The 22506-nt window shown below is 50.6% G+C and carries 21 protein-coding genes and 3 pseudogenes; 14 read left to right on the top strand and 10 right to left on the bottom strand.

Translation table 11 applies throughout. From position 1 onward, the window contains the following. Positions 1–137: 137 nt before the first annotated feature. Positions 138–674: a hypothetical protein gene (locus EBB_RS17420; protein WP_192394960.1), complete on the top strand. Its 537-nt coding sequence runs from the start codon at positions 138–140 to the stop codon at positions 672–674. Here EBB_RS17420 and EBB_RS17415 read toward each other — a convergent pair. Next, positions 652–1029 (bottom strand): hypothetical protein, encoded by a 378-nt coding sequence (locus tag EBB_RS17415; RefSeq protein WP_192394959.1) that lies wholly within the window; start codon positions 1027–1029, stop codon positions 652–654. The two genes, EBB_RS17420 and EBB_RS17415, sit on opposite strands and share 23 nt — an antisense overlap. A gap of 164 nt (positions 1030–1193) precedes the next feature. On the opposite strand from EBB_RS17415, the gene EBB_RS17410 reads away from it, so the two are divergent. From EBB_RS17410 to radC, 5 genes are all read left to right on the top strand, one after another. After that, positions 1194–1862, top strand: coding sequence for a hypothetical protein (locus EBB_RS17410; RefSeq protein WP_192394958.1), 669 nt, complete (start codon positions 1194–1196; stop codon positions 1860–1862). 152 nt (positions 1863–2014) lie between these two features. Continuing rightward, on the top strand, positions 2015–2512 hold the full coding sequence (locus EBB_RS17405) for a hypothetical protein (protein ID WP_192394957.1): 498 nt from the start codon (positions 2015–2017) through the stop codon (positions 2510–2512). A gap of 115 nt (positions 2513–2627) precedes the next feature. After that, positions 2628–4391 carry a DUF4942 domain-containing protein gene (locus tag EBB_RS17400; RefSeq protein ID WP_192394956.1) on the top strand — a complete coding sequence of 588 codons (1764 nt, stop codon included), beginning with the start codon at positions 2628–2630 and terminating at the stop codon, positions 4389–4391. 132 nt (positions 4392–4523) lie between these two features. Next, positions 4524–6119, top strand: a complete 1596-nt coding sequence (locus EBB_RS17395; protein WP_192394955.1) for an ATP-binding protein — start codon at positions 4524–4526, stop codon at positions 6117–6119. Between the two features lie 275 nt (positions 6120–6394). Then, the gene (gene radC, locus EBB_RS17390) at positions 6395–6868 is read left to right on the top strand and encodes a RadC family protein (RefSeq protein ID WP_192394954.1); all 474 of its coding nucleotides are present in this window, start codon (positions 6395–6397) and stop codon (positions 6866–6868) included. A gap of 263 nt (positions 6869–7131) precedes the next feature. Here the strand turns inward: radC and EBB_RS17385 are convergent, their stop codons facing one another. The 5 genes from EBB_RS17385 to EBB_RS17365 all read right to left on the bottom strand — a co-directional run bounded on the left by EBB_RS17385 (position 7132) and on the right by EBB_RS17365 (position 12526). After that, positions 7132–8310: an RtcB family protein gene (locus tag EBB_RS17385; RefSeq protein ID WP_306790016.1), complete on the bottom strand. Its 1179-nt coding sequence runs from the start codon at positions 8308–8310 to the stop codon at positions 7132–7134. 119 nt (positions 8311–8429) lie between these two features. After that, a complete protein-coding gene (locus EBB_RS17380; protein WP_192394952.1) occupies positions 8430–9197 on the bottom strand; it encodes a tRNA(His) guanylyltransferase Thg1 family protein in 768 nt (255 codons plus the stop codon). Beyond that, the gene (locus EBB_RS17375; RefSeq protein WP_192394951.1) at positions 9187–9633 is read right to left on the bottom strand and encodes an AAA family ATPase; all 447 of its coding nucleotides are present in this window, start codon (positions 9631–9633) and stop codon (positions 9187–9189) included. The genes EBB_RS17380 and EBB_RS17375 overlap by 11 nt, the downstream gene beginning before the upstream one ends. 33 nt (positions 9634–9666) lie before the next feature. Then, positions 9667–12066 carry a VIT and vWA domain-containing protein gene (locus EBB_RS17370; protein ID WP_192394950.1) on the bottom strand — a complete coding sequence of 800 codons (2400 nt, stop codon included), beginning with the start codon at positions 12064–12066 and terminating at the stop codon, positions 9667–9669. Beyond that, the gene (locus EBB_RS17365; RefSeq protein ID WP_192394949.1) at positions 12059–12526 is read right to left on the bottom strand and encodes a MerR family transcriptional regulator; all 468 of its coding nucleotides are present in this window, start codon (positions 12524–12526) and stop codon (positions 12059–12061) included. The genes EBB_RS17370 and EBB_RS17365 overlap by 8 nt, the downstream gene beginning before the upstream one ends. A 306-nt stretch (positions 12527–12832) precedes the next feature. Here EBB_RS17365 and EBB_RS17360 point away from each other — a divergent pair, with 306 nt between their 5' ends. The 5 genes from EBB_RS17360 (at position 12833) to EBB_RS17340 (ending at position 15743) form a co-directional block, all read left to right on the top strand. Continuing rightward, positions 12833–13807, top strand: a complete 975-nt coding sequence (locus tag EBB_RS17360; protein WP_192394948.1) for a helix-turn-helix transcriptional regulator — start codon at positions 12833–12835, stop codon at positions 13805–13807. 82 nt (positions 13808–13889) lie between these two features. Continuing rightward, positions 13890–14972 carry a hypothetical protein gene (locus tag EBB_RS17355; protein WP_192394947.1) on the top strand — a complete coding sequence of 361 codons (1083 nt, stop codon included), beginning with the start codon at positions 13890–13892 and terminating at the stop codon, positions 14970–14972. Between the two features lie 10 nt (positions 14973–14982). Continuing rightward, entirely contained in the window at positions 14983–15387 is a 405-nt protein-coding gene (locus EBB_RS17350; RefSeq protein ID WP_192394946.1) for an HIRAN domain-containing protein, read from the top strand. A 7-nt stretch (positions 15388–15394) separates the two neighbouring features. Further along, positions 15395–15550 (top strand): hypothetical protein, encoded by a 156-nt coding sequence (locus tag EBB_RS17345; protein WP_192394945.1) that lies wholly within the window; start codon positions 15395–15397, stop codon positions 15548–15550. Between the two features lie 10 nt (positions 15551–15560). Next, on the top strand, positions 15561–15743 hold the full coding sequence (locus EBB_RS17340; protein WP_192394944.1) for a hypothetical protein: 183 nt from the start codon (positions 15561–15563) through the stop codon (positions 15741–15743). A 15-nt stretch (positions 15744–15758) separates the two neighbouring features. Here the strand turns inward: EBB_RS17340 and EBB_RS17335 are convergent, their stop codons facing one another. The 3 genes from EBB_RS17335 to EBB_RS17325 form a co-directional block, all read right to left on the bottom strand. Next, positions 15759–16472, bottom strand: coding sequence for a nucleotidyl transferase AbiEii/AbiGii toxin family protein (locus tag EBB_RS17335; protein WP_192394943.1), 714 nt, complete (start codon positions 16470–16472; stop codon positions 15759–15761). A 106-nt stretch (positions 16473–16578) separates the two neighbouring features. Further along, a complete protein-coding gene (locus EBB_RS26730) occupies positions 16579–17589 on the bottom strand; it encodes a type IV toxin-antitoxin system AbiEi family antitoxin (protein WP_192394942.1) in 1011 nt (336 codons plus the stop codon). 744 nt (positions 17590–18333) lie between these two features. Further along, a complete protein-coding gene (locus tag EBB_RS17325) occupies positions 18334–19173 on the bottom strand; it encodes a site-specific integrase (RefSeq protein ID WP_192394941.1) in 840 nt (279 codons plus the stop codon). Positions 19174–19223: 50 nt separating this feature from the next. Here EBB_RS17325 and EBB_RS17320 point away from each other — a divergent pair. Together EBB_RS17320 and EBB_RS17315 are read left to right on the top strand one after the other, a co-directional pair. After that, a pseudogene (locus tag EBB_RS17320) lies at positions 19224–20169 on the top strand (IS3 family transposase); the annotation flags it as partial. 169 nt (positions 20170–20338) lie between these two features. After that, positions 20339–20608 carry a helix-turn-helix domain-containing protein gene (locus EBB_RS17315; RefSeq protein WP_192394940.1) on the top strand — a complete coding sequence of 90 codons (270 nt, stop codon included), beginning with the start codon at positions 20339–20341 and terminating at the stop codon, positions 20606–20608. Here EBB_RS17315 and EBB_RS17310 read toward each other — a convergent pair. Then, positions 20575–21775, bottom strand: a pseudogene (locus EBB_RS17310) (IS3 family transposase). The gene EBB_RS17315 and the pseudogene EBB_RS17310 sit on opposite strands and share 34 nt — an antisense overlap. 130 nt (positions 21776–21905) lie before the next feature. Between EBB_RS17310 and EBB_RS17305 the strand changes: the two are divergent. Continuing rightward, a pseudogene (locus EBB_RS17305) lies at positions 21906–22274 on the top strand (transposase); the annotation flags it as partial. Between the last annotated feature and the right edge of the window lie 232 nt (positions 22275–22506).

Genomic DNA, 22506 nt, shown 5'->3' with positions numbered 1-22506 from the left:
CGTGTCGGGTGCGTTAAGCCCGATGTAAATCGCAGTGGTTCTAAATACTGCAAATCAAAACCCGCTTCGGGCGACCATCGCCCGGTCGGGTGCTGTTCATTCGAAGGGTTTTCTTAAATTTTTAAAGGAGAACTTCAATGAACTTTATTTTCGGCATCATCCTACTGGCTATGTTCATCCTCGCCTTGCGGGTGATTTGGGCAACGGCCTTGCAACTGCTGAGCGCATTGAAACAAGCGTTTCAAACGTTTCACCGCTATCGTGCGCAGCGTTTGGCACGACACCGGCTACCGGTCATCATGCCCAGCATCCGTCATGAGATGGATTGGTTGACGATATCGGATTCGGTGCGTCAGGAAATTCATAGTCGCAATCGTGAAACAAATCGCGAACTGGAGCGATTGGATGTTCAATATCAAGCCAAACAGAAAACAATCAAACTCTACGAGGCGGATATTGAAATCGCCAAATTGGAGCGGGAGCTGTTGAAAATCAAACCGACGATTGCTTCGGCGGAAACAGAGGCTAAACCCCGTCGGCGGTCTAAAAAAGTGGGCGACTCAGGCTTGGTGAATGACAAAACCACCAAAACCGCTCAACAGGTCTTTCAATTGCGGGAAGCGTTGAAAGGTAACGCCAACGCGTTACCGATTAATCAGCAAGCCCGCCATTGAATACCTGTAACGTGGTTCCGGTTGCCGTATTGATACGGCGAACGGGAATCTCGTGTTGATTCGATTCATCAACAAACACCCAGCTGCCTTCGGGCAATAGCGACAACAAATCGTTCTGGGTTTCCCGGCGAATTTGTCGAATCTTGTTTAGAAACGGCCAGGCTTGCTCTGGATTATCAACCCGCTTGAGCACGTCGGCTTCTAAAACATCCAATTTTTGGAAAATTTGTTGGCAATGTCGAACGACTTTCAATGGTTCGTCGACCGGAATCGCCATCGGTTTTCGACTTGGATACGGCTCCTCTGTCCGCTTAGGACTTAGGAAATCAAAAATGCGCAAAATATCGTCAAACATGGCTATTTCTCTGCTTTTTAGTGAGTTTTAGCCACCATATACCGAATTTTACGCAAATTCAACCCCGCTGTGCGAGCCTCTATACGGCATTAATCAGCGTTCTTTACCTGCAGGAACACCATCGTGCCGGGTGGTCGTTCCTGCGTTTTTTGGAGGACATGACCATGAAAACAATCAACCAACCCTGCGTTGGCGCAACCCCACTTGAGAACAGCACGGTTCGCTATCTGAATCAATACCGCTGCCCATACTGCCAGACTGAATGGGAAGATGAATGGGATTGCGGCTGTAACGATCGTTGCCCTGATTGCAACAAGGAAATCGAGCCTTATGAAAGCGCATTGATCGAGGGTGAATTGGCGGAAACCGAATTGCCAGTCGACGAACCCGCCTCAGCCAATGTCACGACGGAGGCGGAGGGTGTGAATCGGCTCTTCGTAGTCTCCTACGAAATCGACTATGTGCACCGCGTGTCGGTGGGTATCACTGCGGATAGTCCCGATGCGGCACAACAGATTGCCGAACAGGCATTCAATGAAGCCACGATTTGGGATGACACAGCCGCCATGCCGTTATTGTCCGATGAATATCATGAATCGGAAGATGAAAGCTTAGTCTGGGAATGCGTTGCCGTTGCACAGTTGCCGGAACCGGATCATTCGGTACGGCAGTTGAAGAAAGAGCAAGCGGCCATGCGGGTTTGTCGGGGATTGGTTGAAGCCTATCAACAAGGCGAAACCAACGGCGGCAGTATCGACTGGAGTGATATGGATCAATTGATTCCTCTGGCGCTACAAGCCTTGGGAAAACCTGTATTGGAAATCCAATCCTGAAAACTGCGCGCTGAAATTTTTATGCGCACAATTTGTAAAAGCCTGAGTTAGCCAAGTCATTCGCTTCGGCGCTCATTTTTATCAACCCACACGGGAATGTCCTATTCCCGCTGGGGAATCGTGATGTTTCCGTTTTAATTGAGGACAACATCATGAATCTAGTCTTTGAACACACGTTCAGCACGGGTCATTGCATCCAGTATCAGCGCTTGCCATCCGGCACCTGTTACCACGCCGACACACCGGAACCGGTGGTCGAGTTGCTGGAACAGTTACGGTACAGCCGACGCAAAATCCGGCTGTATTACGGCGATCCAGCTACCGGTCAATCGTGGCTCAATGAACACGATGTCATCGGATGGATCGGCCGTTCAACTGGCACGATCAAAGTGCCTCTGTTGATCGAACCGGGTGACATCGGTGGTCCGGCCTTGCTAGATCAATGCATCGTCCGTATCGACAGCCCGCGCCAAGTGCTTTACCAACACGATGATTTTCAGGTTGGTCAGGTAGAACTGGTGAGAGGTGAGCTCAAACGCTTGCCCTGGGAAATCTGGATCGACGGCAGCGTGCATGCCCGATTCAAAGCAAAAACCGAAGCCCGGCAGTATCAGGACTTCATTCAAGGTAAGCGGTTCGCGTTGATCTGATACGCCGTTTTCATTTTTGACACTCGGTTAAGCCGAGTTTTTCACTGTACCCCTGCGGGATGATTCTATACCGCCAGGGATAAATCGGTCGTCAGGGGCTTTTTTGGAGAATACCATGACAGACCCTTATCAATACTACCCCACGCCAGAAGCACTGAGTCGTAAAGCTTGGGCGATGTTCAAGAACCAGCAATTCGTTCGGGTATTAGAGCCTTCAGCAGGCGAAGGACATTTGCTGCGTCCAGGACCATACCAGTACGGTAAACGTTTGCCGATCGATTGCATTGAAATTGATATCCGCAAACACGCGGTTCTGCGCGATGAAGGCTTTGCGGTGGTGGGGATGGATTTTCTGCAGTTTCAAAGCGGCAGTGTCTATTCTCACATCATCATGAATCCCCCGTTTGCCGAAGGCGCCAAACATGTGTTGAAGGCTTGGGAGATTTTGTTTGACGGTGAAATCGTCGCCATTCTCAATGCCGAAACCGTGCGCAATCCGTTTTCGAAAGAACGCCAGCTGTTATTGCGTTTAATTGAGCAGCATGGCGAGGTCGAGTTTCTGCAAGAAATGTTCGCCGGCGAGGAAGCCGAACGCAAAACGCCGGTCGATGTGGCCCTGGTCTGGTTGAAAAAAACTTCGACGTTCGAACAGGACATCCTCGGCAGTATTCTGGACGATTTGCGCCAGGATCGCCGGGAGGCCGACGATGTGGAGGGCGAGTTTCAACTGCCCCATGAGTTGGCCTTGCCGAATGCCTTCATCGATAACGCGGTGTTGATGTTCAATGCCGCTGTCGAAGCAGCGCGACAGGCCGTGGTCAGTGAAGCCCGAGCCAGCCGTTATCGGACCATGCTGGGCAAAACCCTCGGCGAACTGAGCGGTGGCGGTACCGGCAGCGACGACGACTCGTCTTCGGATGCGGTGAAGCGGACGCTGTTTAAACGCTATCACGATCTGAAGAATCGGGCCTGGGCCAGCATTTTACGCTCGACGCAGGTCACATCACGCTTGTCATCGGCGGCGCAGAAACGCTTGGAGTCGGATTTCGAAACGGTGAAGTCCTTGGAATTTACCGTGCCGAATATCTACGGCTTTTTGCAAGGCATCATCGATCAGCAAGGTGAAATTCAACTGAGCATGGTGTGCGATGTGTTCGATCTGATCACCCGCTATTATAGCGATAACGCGGTGTTTTACATGGGCTGGAAATCCAATGATAAACATCGCACCTTGGGCATGCGGATCAAGACCACGCGTTTCGTTCTGCCAGGGCACAAAGTCGAGTCCTATCACAATAGCCTGAACTGGGAGTCAGAACGGCTACTAGCCGACTTCGACAAGGTGTTTGCCTTGCTCGATGGTAAGACCGAAGCGGAAGTGAGTTTGGTGTCGGTGTTTCGGCAGCATTTTCACGCGCTTCGGGTTGGAAAACGGATCGGTGGCAGTTATTTTGACGTTCGCTATTATCCGGGCGTCGGCACCATTCACTTTTTTCCGAAAAGTAAAACCCTGATCGATCGGATGAACCGTTGGGTCGGTCGCCAGCGCCGCTGGTTACCGCCGGTGGAAAGCCAAGCCGGACAAGGTTTCTGGCAGCAGTTCGAACAGGCAGAGAACTTAGATCGGGCGTTTCACACCGAAGTGAACAAGCAGTGTCCACGCAGTAGCCGGCATGTCCATTTCGATCCCTTTTGGGCGATCAAGCACGGCGGCGAGTCGGAACGGGAAAAAGGCCATCGCCTGTTAACCCAGGCGATGAGCACGGTACTTGCCAGCCGGGGTATTGATCCCGATGCAGTATTGGAAAACGAACAATCCAGCTTGCTGGAATGGACGGGTTGCATACCATCGGCTACCGACCTGGCTTTGGCATCGTAATCCGGTGTTATACAGGTCTTTAACTTAACCACTGGGCTAGCCAGTACTACCCGCCTCGGGGAGATGATCCGTTCTCCCCGTCGGGGTTGGACTGTGTCGTGTCCTCGGGGCTTTTTTATTCGAGGAACTCACATGAAAGCCACACAATTATCGGTAAACCCCGAAAAATTGATTAACAACTTACGCTTCAGCTTTACCCAGTCCACCACGGTACTGGGCGAACTGATGCAGAATGCCCGCCGCGCCGGCGCCACCTTCGTCAGCTTCGAGTATTCGCAAGACACTCGAACCTTGACGGTGTGTGACGATGGCTGCGGCATTGCCTGTTTGAAAACGTTACTGACCTTAGCCGAGTCCGGCTGGGATGTTGACGTCATCGAACGGGAACATCCGTTTGGACTGGGATTTTTGTCGGCCATTTTTGCCTGCGAGGCCATCAGCGTCGACAGCAAAGGCGGTCGATTTTCGGTGGATACGGCTGAGCTATTGGCTTTCCAACCGATTGCGATCGAGCCAGTTGACTGGAAAGGCATCACGCGTTTGACGCTGACCCAGTTCAAACCGGAAGCGGATCGGATTGAATCCCAGTTGCGTCGTTTGGCACGGGGATTTCCGATTGACGTGCGCTTTAACGGTGCCAGCCTGGATCGGCCGCGAGCGGTCAATTCAACATTACCGTTCATCGAGACCGAACTGGGTGAGCTGTATTTGTATGGCTTATCCCAGGGCGAAGACTGGTTGCAGCAATCGGAGTATTTTCATCTGTATCTGCAAGGTTTGCCGGTCTATCACAGTCATCACGAACGAGATCCCGGCCATGTCATCCACTTGGATTCCAGCCACTTTTTCGCGCGTCTGCCGGACCGGGATAAGTTGATCGATGAAGCGCAGGTGATTGCCGAGGTTAAACACGTTCTGCAACGGGAAGCCAGGCAGCGCCTGGAAGTGATCAAGAACCAGCTGTCGGCGGTGGCGTTTGTACAGGGCTACAACACCCTGAAAACGTACCGCTGCCTGGATTTACTGAATGACGTGCCGGTCTTGCCCCAACAGGTATTGGCGATCATTCAGGACTATCCGATCAGGGAAGGTTGCAGCAGCGTCAATTTGGCAACGGTTTCACAACCGGTCAGTCGAAGCGATGTGGAAAACGGCCTCGTTAAAGTTGCCGACTTGGATGATCTCGATGAGGTCGGTGCGCTACGCTGGATGTTCGCTTGGCACAGGGATTATTGGGTGTTTCGGCCGGGGTTGGATGCCAGGCATTGGCTATTTTCGTACCTGGTCGATTTGAACGGACCGGCCATCACCCTGGACATCGTCAACGAAACGCATCGTGCATTTTTTGAAGGGCAATGGGTGAGTGGTCAGGCGGTATTTTGTGAAAAATACCGGTTAACCCTGAATGGCGAGTCTGTCGACATCGAGAAGGATGCCTTCTATGACGAGGATCAGGACTGCTTCATAGTACCCAGTCGGGAATCATCCGGGTTGGTGGTTTGTCAGGCATCGTCTTACTACGACGAATGGGATACGTTCATGGAATCCGCCAAGGAAGCTGATGAATGGGATTTTCATAACTTTGTGGTGGCCAATACGGCTGATAAGCCTGCGGACGCATTGCAACGACTGCTGCCGAAATTTGGCAGTTGTCCGGCGCTGTTTTCCAGGACCTTTCAAATCGTGCTCGGCAATGATGGCGTTGTCGTCACCGTTGCGGAAATGTAGTCGAAACCCTATCTCGGGGCGATGGCCGCGGCTGTCTTAGCCCGTGGCTTTTGGCTGGTTTTCTGGCCAACGACCACGTAACAAGCATCATTCCAAAACACCTGACGCAGTCATGGCGTCAGCTTAAGCCTCTTTAGCGAAATGTGTTCTGCCGACGGTCAACGTCGGTAGACATCGCTGGCGAGGCTTTGCACATTTTTGACAACCCTTCCGGAGAAAGTCCACCCCGGAAGGGGACGGCTTTCTCCAAATTTTAAGATTACCGGAGAAAACCCATGTTATACATTCGAGGAACCAATAATCGTTACCGTATGGCCGATGAACAGGATGTCATCTTGGAGGCCATACAGATCTACAACCGCACTTTCAGTCGAGGCGAAGACTTGACCAGTCCGGACAAGGCGAAGGACTGTATCAAGTTGAAATTGGCGCCGTATGAGCACGAAGTATTTGTGTGTCTGTTCTTGGACAATCAACATCGCGTCATCGCGTGCGATGAATTATTCCGGGGGACGATTGATGGCGCTAGCGTGTATCCGCGCGAAGTGGTCAAGGCCTCCATGCACTACAATGCCGCGGCTCTGATCATGGCGCATAACCACCCGTCGGGGATCAGCGATCCCAGTCAGGCCGATCGCGTGATTACAGCAAAACTTAAAGAAGCCTTGGCCTTGATTGACGTTCGCGTACTTGATCACTTCATCGTCGGCGAAACCGTGTATTCATTCGCTGAACATGGCTTGTTGTGAAAAGGTATTAGTGCCGAGTATTCATCGGTACCCAAGGCAACCCTATGTATCAACGAAGTTGAGTAATGGATTCGCCATCGGTAACCATGAGGCGGCATTGATGCGACTTCGTTAAATGATATAAAACCCACGTCTCCCCATCATCAGCAGCTAAACATTGCTCTGGTTTCTGGGGAGACATACTCCTGCGGCGGTTGGGCACGATCCTTGGTTGTAACTCTAGCCAGCTTGCCTGCCGTTACTTAGTGCTGACTTTATTCGTTTTATCCCTTAACACAGACAACTTGTTTTAGGGTATGCAAGATCTCTGTCAAATCGTTTTGGTTGGCCATGACCTGGTCGATGTCTTTATAAGCGCCAGGGATTTCATCGATAACACCTTTGTCTTTACGACAAATGACGCCAACCGTTTGATTAGCCAGATCAGTCTCAGTGAAAGCTTTCTCGGCAGCCGTCCGGCTCATTTTACGGCCAGCACCGTGTGCACTGGAGTTAAAGCTTTCTGGATTGCCTTTTCCGCGGACAATATAGGACTTAGCCCCCATGCTGCCAGGCACAATGCCCAAATCGCCTTCTCTGGCTCGAATCGCACCTTTTCGAGTGACCCAGACATTGGCACCATAATGATGTTCATGGGCTACATAGTTATGGTGGCAATTGACCGCTTCAGTGGTCACTTCGAAAGCCGGTAAATGGCGCGCCAACGCCGACAGCACCAAATCCAACATACACTGCCGATTTTGCATCGCATATTCCTGCGCCCAATGCACAGCCTCGACGTAATCGTCAAAATGCTCGGTACCTTCCGGGAAATAGGCCAAATCCCGGTCGGGCAAATTGATCATCCAGCGTTCCATATCCTTGCGGGCCAGTTTTATGAAATGATCGGCAATGGCATTACCAATACCCCGACTGCCGGAGTGCAGCATCACCCACACTTGGTCGGCTTCGTCGAGACAGACCTCGATGAAATGATTGCCACCACCGAGTGACCCCATCTGGTTCATCCATTTGGAAAACTTGCCAAATGATTTTAGAAGCTCCGGGTGACGGTCGGTAAGACGTTTTAAACTAGGTTCAAAGGGTTGTACGGCATCGACCAGCACACGATTGTCCGCATGTTGTGCACGACCCACTGGCACATCGCGGGTAATCTGATCGAAAACTTTTTTCAGTGACTTTTCATCCAGGTCGTTCGCGGTAATCGACAGCCTGGCGGCAACCATGCCGCAACCAATATCGACGCCTACTGCGGCCGGGATAATGGCTTTATGGGTGGCGATGACTGATCCGATTGTTGCACCAAGCCCCAAATGGACATCCGGCATGGCTGCTATATGGTGGTGAATAAATGGCAACTTTGCGATGTTGCCCAATTGTTCCATTGAGCGATCATCCACATCATCAGTCCAAATTTTGACTGGCACGTGATTTTCTGTCATTACTTTCTTTATTGGCATATTTGTTCCTAATAAACCTCATGACGAAGTTTGGTGATCAGACCATTACCGCTGGACTTCCATTAAATTTAATAATCTGTTTCAATTACATGCATTGCCGTTCATGCCAGCTGGACTTCAATAAATGCCCGAACAAAATCTCCATAGGCATCGTGAAACGGCAACTCAAAATCAGCCTTCAGGTTTCGGCGAAAGGTTGTCGTTTCTGAATTGGCATGTGGATCAAAGCCTTTTTTTTCAATTTGCTGCCAATAGACCCCACAACCTCGCTTTTGCCAGGCAGGGAGATCGTTAAAGTTGGTACCCGCCGCAAAAAGCAGGTCATGTTTTTGAGGACTACTCAAACCCTTTAATGCCAGTGTTGCGTTCTCGGCAGTTTGGCCCTGCTTGCGTAAAGTCCAGTAGCAATGCCCATTCAAGCAATTGCGTGCCGCATCCTCCATGCGCCAACGAAAATAGTCGACTACCCGGTTAACGGTGGGCAATAACGACAATCTGGCATCGAAAGCCGCCATATCACCAAGCCCCAAAGAAAACTTGGCGCTAGCCTCACCAGACAGTATCGATATGAACTTGCGCTCCTTGCGCGAAAAGCTGTCCTCATCGGGATGAAACAAAATCGATATTTCATCACTCTGGGTGTAACCATAAATAGCCCGGAACCCACAGCCCATAAGATGTCGGGTAGTTTCCAGCATCAGATCACGGAAGCGGGTGTCATAAGGCGCTTCAAAAGGATGCTTGTTGCGGGTAAGACCTGTGAAGCTTCGGCCATCGAGCCGAGCCACGATATATAATCCGGGGAGCACGCAGTGGTCATGATTGGTCTCAAATACCCGCATCCTGGTGTCCAGATCATCAAAGTGCATGTCGCTTTTCCTCAATCTTTAATCCGTCAGACGTCACCGTCACGAGCCAGATTTCATCAAACCCCTCATCGAATGACAGTGATTGAAACTTGGCGGCAGTTGCGTAGATGGCCTTTTCCGGAACTCGTTTTTTACCCACTCGACTTGCGTTTCGGCTAATCGCGATAGCGGTGGAAATTTGAAATTCGATGCCGACTACTTTGAATCTCGCAGCTTTGGCTTTTGCTATGTAACGCTCGCGATCCGCCATCAATGGATTGGTTGCGTCGACTACAAACGATTGTTTGGCTTCTAAACAGGCTTCGATCAGCAATTTTTCCCTATGCCGGGTCCTCAGCATGTCGTAGTTGATCCGAATATGCGTATCCCAATAACGATCCCGAGAAAACGTGCTTTTTCCAGCCCCCTGAATGCCTGCGAGGATGATCGCTTCCATGGAAAGGCGCTAATTCATTGCTTCTCAGCAAAGTTAAAAATGGCTAACGCTTTGTTCACACTCACTAAAGGAGACGTGAGTTGCATCGACTAAAGCGAAAACTTGTTCTGGCCACTGATCAGTGGTCATATCCTCAAGGGCCACGACAATTTTCTCTGCCAGATCGAAATCGACATCAGACGTGCGGACTTTTGTAGTGCCCATCAACCGATTCTTCATCTGCAGAACGGTCGCCTTCAGACCTTTGATCAATCCTTGAGACTTGTCCTGGGACTGGCGAATATCCAGTTTCGATATCACATATAGGAAAGCCTCCACGACTGTTGCTTCTGCTATTGGCCGGCCGTCCTCATTTCCAAACGTAAACTCCAGCCAATCAACGACCCAGACACCTAGTCCCATTCGTCGTAGTTCCCGGTATGACTTCGGCCAACCTGTCGGAGGGGCGGTGCTGAGCCATGTGCTGACACCCAAAGGTGTCAATCCTGTGTAATGATCGGATTCAGACCAATATTGACTGTCACGATGGTCAATTGTCCGACCACTCGTTCTCAGAAAAGCGGGTACATCCAGGTAATCCGAAGACGCATCACTCACCGAACTCACTCTTCTACACATCGCAGGCATTGATAAATCATCCGATTGGCAGGCATCCAAGATTGGCGGAGCCATTGAATACAAGACGGAACCCGCACCACTCCAACCGGCCGGAACCATCTGGGCCACTTTGTACAGGTCCGGCATGTCTACCGGTTTTTCAGCCTCATCCCGCTCATGCACCAGTAAGAAATTGGTTTTATCCGTCACCAACTGATAGGCGACAGCCAACGGCGTAGCCTCTGAATTAACATCATCCGATTCAAACCTAACGGCTGCCGCCATCCGGGATATCGTTGGGGCATCCTGTAATTCCTCATTAATATGGGCGCAGGCAAACTCTTGTGGGGTCGCATCAACACCACACTTACCCAACAAGTGAATCTTACCTTGAGGCGCAGATTCGAAGAAACCGAAAACATTAACCGTATCGCCATCGAAAATCGATGCCGCCATAGGGGAAACCCATTTTGGTTTTGCACCTTCCGGCCAAACCACTGACACCTCCTTTAATTGCGGAGAACGTAAACGAGCAAACATCCTCAAAATAGCGGGTTCAACGGCTTCACCAGGCGCCACAAAATCACAAGCGCCGCCGGTCGTCTCGGCCAGTCGACGCAAATGGCTTTCCGCAGGACTACTGCCGATACCCACCACAAACAAGCGATGACCGGACTTTTGAGCGGAGGCAATGGTGCTGTCGATAGCGCTAATTTCACCATCAGTAATGATCAAAACATCGCTAGTGACTGCCTTGGCCAAATTAAACGTGGAGATCAGCGCGGCTTCCATTTCTGTACCGCCCAGGTCAGCTTCCAAATCACCCACCCAGCGCTCTGCTGCCAATCGCGTGGCATTCGTTAATGTCCAAAGCCCACGGGAACGATGGACCACGTTACTTCCAAACCGGGACAACGAAAAATGATCGCCTTTACCCAATTGCTTGACGATAGCCTGTAACGCTCGACGGGCCGCATCCATGCTGTCACCTCCCATGGAACCCGAACAATCGACCAGTATTTTCACAGCCGTATTATTCGGCTCACCGGCTGATATGCGAGGGCAAAAACTGGCCAGTACAGCCACACTATCGGACTGAGCATAATCCCGCGCAGCCAGCGCCATGGAGGTATGGGCTAACTTGTCCAGAATCAGAACAAAGTCTCGGTCCAGCGAGCTTTCACGAGCCAACGTGACCGTCAATACGCTACCCATTTCAGTACTGCAAAAATTGACGGCGACGGGGTGACTGGGCGATGCCACACGCGCCTGTGTCAATTCGCCATGAAGCCGAAGTTCCAGGTTAAAAGGATATTCAGTCAGCAAGCTATGCGTGGGTGCCTGGTGAGGCATCAGTCCACCATCCTGTTCGTCATCGCCATATCGAGGTGCAATCACGGTAGGGATCAATAACCGAAGCCCTTGCTGTTCATACTGCATCGTCTGCGCATAACGCAAGGTGATGACGCAGTGTTCATTGGCAGCAAGGTTGCCGAGATTCAGGCTATAACTGAGGTCATGATTTTTCTCCAGCATGATGGCGGCGTTGCCTTCCGATAAGGCTTCTTCATACCCGGCTTCAGCCAGTGTCTTCTCGATCACAGTACCGCTGAGCTGTTTATCGCCCAGAAGCACATCGATACCGAGCAAAACGGCGCCCCATGGCAACGGGAATGTATAGACCACCTCAAAGTTACGTCGGGTTGGGTTATAAAACCGCTGTTCAATGCTGGCTTCGAATAATAAGCCGCGCAATTCACCCGTCAGTTTTACCCCTGACAACATGACCGGTTGGCCATCCTGCGTTTCCAAACGCGCACATTCGCGGTTATCCATTGTCTTGCCCTCTCGGTTCTTTTTGTTGTTCTAGTTCTATTTGTTCGCCACTAACCTGCGCGTAAACGGCCATCACGCCTTTGACGAAGCCTCGCACTTGCTCGGGCGACAGTCCAGCACGACTCGGTTCAATCACGATTTCGACACCATCCGCCACCAGAAGATGACTGCGTACTTCAATGGAGCCAATCGCCCTTGATCTGGGTGGAATCGGTGCGTCATCACCCTTGAGCAATTCCCGAATGCGCTCCAGTGATACGCCCGCAGCAGACCATTTCTTGATTAACAGCAACTGTTCCAGATGCTTTGCGCCATATCGTGCTGCGCGGGTTTCCCCTTCAGGTCTATCCACTAGTCCTATCTGAACGTAATAGCGAACCGTCCGGGGCGATAAATCGGCTAGCACACAAAGCTCCGTTAGCGGATAACTGGGTGTTGATGGCTCATTGGGTAATGTCATGGATTTATTAAAACACTATCACTGTTTCAAAACAAGTGTATTAATAATGCAAGCTTCACTTGTCAGCACTCGAGTCGCCTGATCGGTGTGCTAATAACGACAGTCGCCCCGAGAAACGGTTGCCCAGCCTGGGGACCACACTACTTGGACTCAGGCTCAAATAATGAGCCCAACAGAAACGTTTATGACTCGAACTGAACGCTTGTTACGCATAGTCCAATTGTTGGCATCGTAAAGTCAGTGGCCAACACTTAATCTTGGGCATTGGGGTAATATTGTTGAAACTTGAACTAGGCTACCAAGCACATGAATCGCACGGAACGCTTCTATAAAATTGAACAAATCCTTCATCACCGCCACATCGTGCCTCTTGCCGTCTTTCTGGAAGAACTGGGCATCTCCCGCGCGACCTTCAATCGCGACATGGAATATCTGCGTGATCGTTTGCATGCGCCGATCATTTGGGACCGGGAGGCGGGGGGTTATCGTTTCACCGACAGCGAAAATATCAATACCACGTATGAATTGCCGGGACTATGGTTCAGCGCCGGCGAGCTCTATGCATTATTGGCAGCTCAAAAACTGCTGACCGACATAGAACCCGGCATCCTGGCTCGTCATATTGCACCGCTGCAGACCAGACTAGCGGGTTTGCTGGAGGCGGGTGGCCAACCCTCTGCCGAAATCGCCGAGCGTGTGCGCCTGTTAAGCATGGCAAAACGCACCCTGCAACCACGCTTTTTTGCGGAAATCGCCACGGCCGTATTCAATCGACAACAGCTCGATATACAGGCCTGGAATCGCGGCCGTAACGAAATCAACCCACGCCGGATTTCACCACAACGCCTGATTCATTACCGGGACAACTGGTACCTGGATGCCTGGTGCCACTGGCGGCAGGCACTGCGGAACTTCTCTATCGATAGCCTACAGGCGGTGTCCATGGTCGATGAGCCAGCCATCGAGATTACCGACCCACAACTGGACGAGCACTTTGCCAGTGCCTACGGCATCTTTGCCGGCGCCATCCGCGACGTGGCGGTCTTGAAATTCTCGCCTGAGCGCGCCCGCTGGGTTCGCTCTGAAAGCTGGCATCCACAACAAGTGGGTGAGGATCTTTCCGATGGCAGCTACCGCCTCACCGTCCCTTATGCGGACGACCGCGAACTGATCATGGATATTCTGCGCCACGGCAGCCATGTCGAAGTTGAGGCTCCAACCTCTTTACGAGAATCTGTCACCAACGAGGCGGCGAAGATCAGTCAAATTTACCAAAAATAGTCAGTGTCTCAGTATTTGAGACACTCAGTTTATAGGCTTACGGTGTATTTTTAACTTCACCGGATAAATTGGCTTGGCCTTTATGAAAACTGACGCGCTTACATTGCAAAGCATGCTGCAACATCCCAAATACGGTTCTTGTCAGGTCTGCTTTATCGGTGAAGATTACATCGGTCTGCAGCTTGAAAATCAAAATGAAGTGTTGGTGCGTAAAACCGAGTTGGAAGAGACCTTAGCTCAATCACCAATAGCCCCTGTTGATTATTCCGACGACACCAACCCCTTGCCTTTGTCCTGGCCAGATTCGACATTTAGTCTCGAAACAGACGAGGTGGCGCATTATCCAGGTTCTCATTGGCAGGCATTTTTCGATGATGCCCAAGACATTCTCGATCAGTTACCTGAGATTGTGCCCAAAGCACTGGTACAAACCGGTTATGGCGACTTTTACCCCTCATCCAATCGCACACCCGAGCATTGGCAACAAGGCGTTCAATTAGCTTGGCCGACGCGTCAGCAAGGCCTAGCCGTTATTGTCGACAAAGACATAACCGGTAATAGTCTAGTTGGTCTTTTTCCCTTCAGCGACACAGGTATCCAACAGACATTGATATTGCGTCGTGTGTCGGTTTGGGATAGCGGTCTGGAAGCGATGATCACCGCTAGTTGGGGTGATGCCAGTATAAGGTTTTTCGACAGCCGCTTCCTGGTCAATCGCAGTTGGTATCAATCCGGCAGAAGCTACGAATTTATTCTGACCGGACTGGCCTACGATGCCCGCCCAGCAGAGCCTGTGGAAATGAGTGTCAACCGCCACCCGGATGAAGTGGCTTGGAGCAATCGCCATGCACAGAATGGTGAAACACCGGAAATTGCTACGATGACTATTTCTCTGGATGGGTCAGCCATGTTGTTACCGGTCAACGGATGGGATGCTGACGATTACAGCTTTCACGCGCCCATCAAAACCGTAAGCGAATTTAGCGATTGGCTTGGACAGACGGGGTGGCGTGTACGAGCCACCGTCATGCGTTTTGACGAGGATGCCGATCTGGACATCCTGATCACCCGCAAGGCCTGGGCAGGCGATGAACCGCCTCAAGTCGGTCAGGACATAGATGGCCGATTGTGGTTACAAGGTTATTTATGGTTGGCGAATCGATAGAGGAGTTCTCATGAACAGACGATCCTTTTTAAGCACACTGACTGCGTTGCTGGGCGCCGGTGGTGCATCTGCAGCAACACTAAGCCTTGGCGGACAATCGAACACCGCGCAAAGTATCGAACTGCAACGCTCGCCGATTGCCGGGTTTCAGTATCACGACGGCGAAACCGTTTGGAGCCAGCTTCGAGTGGCCGATGCCTTGCAATTGATTCGTGAAGCTGAAAATGTCCATGATCCCCGAGCCGTACGCGTGGAATGGCAAGGTCATATCCTGGGTTATGTGCCCCGCCTGGATAACGCTACCATCAGCCATCTACTGGACCACCAGCAAAATTTACAGGCTTACATTACCGCGCTCGAAGAGTCGCGTAACCCCTGGCAACGGGTTACTTTTTCCGTTCATTTGGCCGCATGAAGCAGCCATGAGCGCATTAATCGGCTTAATGCTGGCGTTTTTGGGATTCATGTACCTAATTTGGCGATTGTCATGCTGGATTTTTGATTTTGATCCGCGCCAGGACAGTTTCTGGAAATGGCTGGCGACTGGTTTGTTATTGTCGATTTTTTTCGGCGATTGAGGAGGGAACTGTGAACGAAGATTGGGAAGGCGAAGAGTTGGTCGATATTGAAGACCCAAGTTTGCCGGTTGCCCTGCGTGAACACGCGGGGCGGTTCAAAAATCCCGGCAAGGTCGTTATCGTTGTTGGCAATGGTGAATATGTTTTATATGCTGCCGACGGGGAATTGCTGGATTTGTGTTTTATAGGCTAACGCCACTTAGATTTTTCATGATTGAACTGGCAGCGTTTCAATCAAACCGCGATATAGCGCTTCCAATAATTCGAGATTTTCCTGGAATTGCTCAGGTGTACTCATCATATTTTCTGCCAACCGGTAAATTTTCTGATCGCCGGTCTCATGGGCCAGAATGTCCTTGATCAATTGTTTGCTATGAGGCGTTAAGATTTTGGCTATTTCCCGGCCCAATACTCTGGCTCCGACTTGCCTGTAGTCGATCTCTTCTTTTATAAGGTCATCGTGTTTTTCCCACAATAGAGATTGATGATCTGCATCGAGAAAGTTGCGCAAAATAAAGGCGATATCCAAAGCATCTTTTAATGCCTGTGGATAACGCTCACTCCAGGCAATGATTTTTAAAGCCATCAAACCAACCGGTGTCACCACATTAACGTCCAATGGTGGGTTTTCCCTGAAACGAATCACTTGGGTGTTGTTATAGGCTTCCTGAAACCCCGTCACAGTCATTTTTATATCGTATTCCGGCGGCCAGAGGATGCTGCCGTTTGCTTCAATATCACCAAAGGGGACGATATCTATCGGGATTTCGCCATGGTAGCGCAACCGCTGAATCATCTTGTCGCTGACCATTTCTCCGGTTTCAATCAACTGAGTTTTGAGCTGTTCAAAATCCTGCCAGGTTGCCACTTGTACCGCTAAGTCGATGTCCTTAGTCGCTCGAGGGGCTTTGATGCCATGCACATGTTCAAAGATAATATCTCTGGCCGTAGCGCCAATGATGAAAAACGGCAAGTTGTTTTGTTGGGCAACATCAGCGATTAAAGCGTAGATAGCTAAAATCGGTTCGTTAATCTTCCCGGAAATGTTCTGCAAGTTCGCGCTCATATAGAATTTGTGCGGTTTCAATGTTTCGTGGGTCACCACTAGCGATCAGGTCGGCGTAAACGAGTATCGGGTTGACGATATCCGCTTGGTTGAATTCGCTTTGCACATCCCAAAAAGTCTTTAGGATTTCAATATCGCCGTCAGGGTCCTTACGAAGTCTGTTTGTCATTTTTAATTGGGTTGCCCTTTCTTCCATGACGTAAAGAGTAATCATTTGGGGTTTTAAATAATGAGTCAGTCTATCAGCGGCTACTTCAGCCCCCCAGTAGGCTTGCATATTGTGCAGATCGGCGGTTTGCCACCAATTCGGGTCTATTGCACGATATCTTCCGGTTTCAAGTTTGGGTCGAAGTTGTTCTGGATAGGCAATAAGCCAGCGCTCCAATAGCATTTTGCGGTTTTTTAAACGACGGCCGCGAGAGCCCATGTCGACGATAAAGCCCAACTTGGTCAAATCTTTGAATACCAAGGCAACGGTCCCTAATGCTGCCGTAGTCGTTTGCGCCATTTCACGATAAGAGGCATTGACCAATTTTGGCTGACATAATAATGCATAGACGATTTTTAAGCCGGTAGGGGTAAAAGCCCGATTGGTCGGTTGTGCTTTTTGAGTCTCAGAAGGCTTATTACCTTTAATATACACATAGACAGGCAGCGCTTTGATATAGGCATTACCGGCGGTATCAATAAACCAGATATCCATTCCCCTGAGACGCTCCGCCATCAATGGATTGATATAGTGCGCAACCAGTAACCCATATTCATTCATGTGAGTGAATTGATGGTTAAGTGCGGGAAGGACACTATTGGTGACTGACCTTTTTATATCAATTGCGACCGGCAAACGGCTCGTACCGGTTTCTATAAAGCCGGTTGCATCAATGCCGTTTTTATTTTTCTCGACAGTGAAGCCAGTGTTCTGTTTGAGTTTTTCAGTGGCTGTATCGAATAGCTCGATTTCTGGTGTTTTCACGGTGTGGTGACCTGTTAGTCAATGTCGTGTTCATTATTTTATCCTGTTCATTAATAATGTACAGACAAAAATAATGAACACGTGTATGGATAGAAGTGGGAAGGGGAATAAAGTTGACATTAGTTTTTTCTGGAAACTATGCTTAAACTGTTTCCAGGGAAACAAAATATGAAAACACAAACATTGCAGAAGTCAGCGCTCTGGAATCACGTTGCTTTGTAGTAATTGCTGGGATGGATGTTGTTGGGTACTACTGACTGTCTGCAGGTGCGATCAGCCATGAGGCTTCGCCCAAAGCCATGCGACGTAACATGCCCAATCCTTTGCCTGTATGCTGCTCGGTCGACTGACTGTCGACAAGCTATACGGTCGACTTCTTATTTGCTGGGTATCAAAGGTCTTTGATTAACCATCAAATAAAGGGCGCACCAATTGAAATTAAAAGCTACGCGATCAATCAATACTTTTGATCAAATTTTGATTTTTGGAGCCGGTCAATAGCTCGATTTTGCCTTAAAATTCTGATGACAAATAAAATGAAACTTCTTTAGAATCAAGGGCATATTTTTGACTAATGATGACAAACCAGCCTGGTAAGTCATTGAAAAGTATATGATATACGTCTAATTGTGATTCCGGTTGTCGTGGGTTCGAGCCCCATCGTTCACCCCAATAAAATCAATAGCTTGATGTTGTTTGTAAGATGCAAGATCGGCATCTACTGACAAAGCTACTGACAAATGGTCATTCGTTCGACGGTTTTACCGTTTTCAATTTTACATCGTAAACATTCATAATCGAAGCCGTTCGGTGTCCGCTCGCATCCAGTTTATTGCCCGTTGTATCGCTAACACCTTTCCGTTTAAGATCATGAAAAGTGAAAGGCACCCAATTAATTCCTCTTTCTTCAGCTGCTAATTTGGAGGCAACCGTTATTCGTCCCATAGCCGTTTTAAGACTATCGACTACGATTTTGTCACCGGTACGTTCACTGATAATGATGTGCCTATCTTCGGCACGAATCGGATGAGGCTGTTTTCGATCTGACAATATCCGGTTTCTCGTCGCAACTGCAAAATCCCACGCAGTACGTAGTCGCGGATTCCATTCTGTAATGTTGTCACGAGATCCTTTGCGACGCTTAATTAGTAGGCCTTCCGGCAATTCATTTGCATCGGTGAGATCCAGCACTTCCGACAAACGCATACGGCAAAGATAGGCAATTTCCATGGCCGGCCAGAGATACCAATAGTTAGACTCTTGAGCGATCTTGAGCATAAATTCGTAATCACGATCTTCGGCGTAGTGTTGGCGAGGTTTGATTGATAGCTTTTTCACGCCTACCGTCGGATTGGATTTAACTTTTTCATATTCGTATGCCCATGAAAAAACTCGTTTTATGTATGCAAGCTCTTTATTTGCCCTGCTTTCCGACGATTCACCGCGGGTGTCTCGGTATTTTCTAACAAGACCGACTGTCCATTTAGTGATTGGAAGCTCACCAAGAGCATCATTGGTTGAAATTTTGCGGCCACAGATATGCTGATGGCAATCTAGATAATCTTTTTGCGTTGATGTAGCCAATTTGCGCCAGATAGGTGTTAGCTGGAAGTCGAGACTAATAGGTGCAGACAGAACAATCCGGTCAGCCGGGCATTGGCAAGCCGTTAACGCCGGATCAGCAGCGGATTCGGCAGTTGGAACAAGAAAATCGGCAACTGCGTTCGGATAACGAATTATTAAAAAAGGCTTCGGCCTTTTATGCCCTTTGGGTATCCTTGCCAAGGAACTGCGATGAAACACGAGATGATTCAGCAGCTCACTGCGGAGAAGGCCATGACGGTGCGGCAGGGTTGCCAGTTGCTGGGCGTCAGTCGCTCGGGATTTTATGCGGCCCGGCGGCGAGTTCGTCAGCCTAAAACGCTTTGTGGGACGCGGGTTAGGCTGCGTAGCGTGTTCGAAGCGACCGGTCAATGCTATGGTAGCCGCCGTCTGCGTAAGGCCTTGGCCGAACAGGGGATCGAGATGGGGCGCTATCGCGTGCGCAGCCTGATGAAGGAACTCCGGCTCAAGCCAATCTGGAAGCCTAAGTTCGTGCACACCACCGACAGCAACCATCACCTGTCGGTGTACGAAAACGTGCTGGATCGCCAATTCGAGCAAACCGAGGCCAACCGGGCCTGGGTCTCGGACATCACTTACATACGGACCCTGAGCGGTTGGCTCTATCTGGCGGTGGTGTTGGACCTGTATTCCCGCAAAATCGTGGGCTGGGCCATGGCGCCCAACATGCCGGCGGAACGGGTTTGCACGGCCTTGCAGATCGCCATTGCCCAACGCCAACCGCCAGCGGGGCTGATCGTACATTCCGACCGGGGCAGCCAGTACGCCAGCCACGAGTACCGGGATTTACCGAGCCACCACGGGTTTCAAGGCAGCATGAGCCGAAAGGGTAATTGCTGGGACAATGCGGTGATGGAGCGCTTCTTTCTCAATCTGAAAATGGAGCGTGTCTGGCGCCGACAGTATGCCAACCACACCGAGGCCATCCGCCCCCTGAGTCAGAATAGTTGTCGCCTCAAATTTCCATTCCTTTTGAAATTTGAGATGAACCATGAGCCGTTCCAAAAAGCAGTATTCTGATGCATTCAAAGACCAAGCGTTGGCGAAAGTCTACAGCCGGGGCAACCGATCCATTCAAACGGTTGCCGATGAATGAAACCTGAGCATACATACCCTAAAAACCTGGATGAGCCACGCCTCCTCGACCGATCACCGTCCTGTCACAGCCAAGTCCGCCCAGCGGCCTCAAGATTGGCGGCCCGAAGAACGTTTGCTGGCCCTCCAGGAAAGCCATAGTTTGAGCGGCGAGGCGCTGAATGCCTGGTGCCGGGAGCGTGGCGTATTTACCCATCAACTGGCGCAGTGGAAAAGCGAGTTTTGCGCCTCAGCCAGTATGCGTCCTGATCGCGAAGAATGTAGTGGTCAACTTTTTTCGGACACCGAGATAGGTTGTTGAGCTGCCATTTTCATTTCATAGCCATTGGGTGGCAGGTAGCCCAATGACGAATGCAAGCGCCGATTGTTGTAAAAATTGACGATATAGTCGGTCACGTCACGGATGGCCTCGGCGTGATTGGCATACTTGCGACGCCAGACACGCTCCATTTTCAGATTGAGAAAGAAGCGCTCCATCACCGCATTGTCCCAACAGTTGCCCTTTCGACTCATGCTGCCTTGAAAACCATGGCGGGTCAGTAAATCCCGTTACTCGTGACTGGCATACTGGCTACCCCGATCGGAATGGACAATCAGGCCCGGTGGCGGCCGACGCTGGGCAATGGCAATCTGCAAGGCCGTGCATACCAGTTCCGCCGGCATGTTCGGCGCCATGGCCCAGCCAACGATTTTGCGCGAATACAAATCCAGCACCATGGCCAGATAGAGCCAACCGCTCAGGGTCCGGAGGTAAGTGATGTCCGAGACCCAGGCTCGGTTAGCTTCAGCTTGCTCGAATTGGCGATCCAGCACGTTTTCGTACACCGGCAGATTGTGGTTGCTGTCGGTGGTGTTCACGAACTTAGGTTTCCAGATCGGCTTGAGCCGGAGTTCCTTCATCAACCTGCGCACGCGATAGCGCCCCATCTCGATCCCCTGTTCGGCCAAGGCCTTACACAGACGGCGGCTACCATAGCATTGACCGGTTGCTTCGAACACACTGCGCAGCCTAACCCGCGTCCCACAAAGCGTTTTAGGCTGACGAACTCGCCGTCGGGCCGCATAAAATCCCGAGCGACTGACGCCCAGCAACTGGCAACCCTGCCGCACCGTCATGGCCTTCTCCGCAGTGAGCTGCTGAATCATCTCGTGTTTCATCGCAGTTCCTTGGCAAGGATACCCAAAGGGCATAAAAGGCCGAAGCCTTTTTTAATAATTCGTTATCCGAACGCAGTTGCCGATTTTCTTGTTCCAACTGCCGAATCCGCTGCTGATCCGGCGTTAACGGCTTGCCAATGCCCGATTGACCGGATTGTTCTGTCTGCACCTGCTTCAGCCAGCGACGCACGGCCGTCTCGCCAAGCTTGAGCTCCTGGCAAACCTGCACCACTGTCAGGCCTTGCTCCTGGATCATCTTAACCACTTGCAGCTTGTACGCTGCGTCAAAACTGCGTCTTTCTTGTTTCATTATGCTCACCTGGTAGATTGATAGTTTATCAACCTATCTGGGTGTCCATTTTTATTAGACCACTACAGAATGATCTACGGAAGCCCGGCCTAGTCAATGGACGCTAATGCTCGCAGCCATTGACTACCCCAGCGACGTGGCCGAAGCCGCTTTGCTCCACGGCGAGGAACAGTTCGTCCACAGCGATGCGGGTTATCAGGGCCTGGAAAAGAGCCCCGAAATGTCCAACGAAATTCCGCCTGCCTGCGTGATTGTGATGCGGCCGGGCAAACTAACCAAGCTTACGAAGGAAGAGAGCGAACAGGCTCAGCTCCTGCGCCGAGCGGCGCGCGAACTGGTCAGTCGCCGCGCCAAGGTCGAACACGTGTTTCGGGATATTAAGATCCGCTTTGGTTACGCGAAGAATCGCTATCGGGGGCTAGCCAAAAACACCGCCCGCTTGACCTTTCTGACAGCGATTGCCAATGTCCTTCGGGGGCTTATGAATGTCGACGCCTGATTGCGCCAGCAATTTGAAACATGGTCCGAATAAGGGGCATTGGGGGCGCAAAACAGGCTGTTTTGGATCAATCACTGGTCACTTTTTGAGTTTTGACCGGCTATTGAAACTGATGCATTTCAAAACGGCAATTATTCAGAGGTTCCTTAACGAGAAGGCTGTGTTTTGAGGATGATCTTCTGACTTTTAAGAGGTCCTTAAATCAACTGGCGCCAGAAGCTAGCCAATGATG

It is taken from the genome of Methylomonas fluvii (genome assembly GCF_014850975.1).
Lineage (GTDB): Bacteria > Pseudomonadota > Gammaproteobacteria > Methylococcales > Methylomonadaceae > Methylomonas > Methylomonas fluvii.
Note: the sequence above shows the minus strand (reverse complement) of the source record. Positions and strands in the feature narration are given on the sequence as shown.

Coding starts and splice junctions, on each gene's coding strand:
- EBB_RS17375 (WP_192394951.1), bottom strand. CDS start 9,633: ATGGAAGCGATCATCCTCGCAGGCATTCAGGGGGCTGGAAAAAGCACG.
- EBB_RS17365 (WP_192394949.1), bottom strand. CDS start 12,526: ATGACATTACCCAATGAGCCATCAACACCCAGTTATCCGCTAACGGAG.
- EBB_RS17400 (WP_192394956.1), top strand. CDS start 2,628: ATGACAGACCCTTATCAATACTACCCCACGCCAGAAGCACTGAGTCGT.
- EBB_RS17370 (WP_192394950.1), bottom strand. CDS start 12,066: ATGGATAACCGCGAATGTGCGCGTTTGGAAACGCAGGATGGCCAACCG.
- radC (WP_192394954.1), top strand. CDS start 6,395: ATGTTATACATTCGAGGAACCAATAATCGTTACCGTATGGCCGATGAA.
- EBB_RS17405 (WP_192394957.1), top strand. CDS start 2,015: ATGAATCTAGTCTTTGAACACACGTTCAGCACGGGTCATTGCATCCAG.
- EBB_RS17415 (WP_192394959.1), bottom strand. CDS start 1,029: ATGTTTGACGATATTTTGCGCATTTTTGATTTCCTAAGTCCTAAGCGG.
- EBB_RS17420 (WP_192394960.1), top strand. CDS start 138: ATGAACTTTATTTTCGGCATCATCCTACTGGCTATGTTCATCCTCGCC.
- EBB_RS17410 (WP_192394958.1), top strand. CDS start 1,194: ATGAAAACAATCAACCAACCCTGCGTTGGCGCAACCCCACTTGAGAAC.
- EBB_RS17360 (WP_192394948.1), top strand. CDS start 12,833: ATGAATCGCACGGAACGCTTCTATAAAATTGAACAAATCCTTCATCAC.
- EBB_RS17385 (WP_306790016.1), bottom strand. CDS start 8,310: ATGACAGAAAATCACGTGCCAGTCAAAATTTGGACTGATGATGTGGAT.
- EBB_RS17355 (WP_192394947.1), top strand. CDS start 13,890: ATGAAAACTGACGCGCTTACATTGCAAAGCATGCTGCAACATCCCAAA.
- EBB_RS17350 (WP_192394946.1), top strand. CDS start 14,983: ATGAACAGACGATCCTTTTTAAGCACACTGACTGCGTTGCTGGGCGCC.
- EBB_RS17315 (WP_192394940.1), top strand. CDS start 20,339: ATGAGCCACGCCTCCTCGACCGATCACCGTCCTGTCACAGCCAAGTCC.
- EBB_RS17395 (WP_192394955.1), top strand. CDS start 4,524: ATGAAAGCCACACAATTATCGGTAAACCCCGAAAAATTGATTAACAAC.
- EBB_RS17380 (WP_192394952.1), bottom strand. CDS start 9,197: ATGCACTTTGATGATCTGGACACCAGGATGCGGGTATTTGAGACCAAT.
- EBB_RS17345 (WP_192394945.1), top strand. CDS start 15,395: ATGAGCGCATTAATCGGCTTAATGCTGGCGTTTTTGGGATTCATGTAC.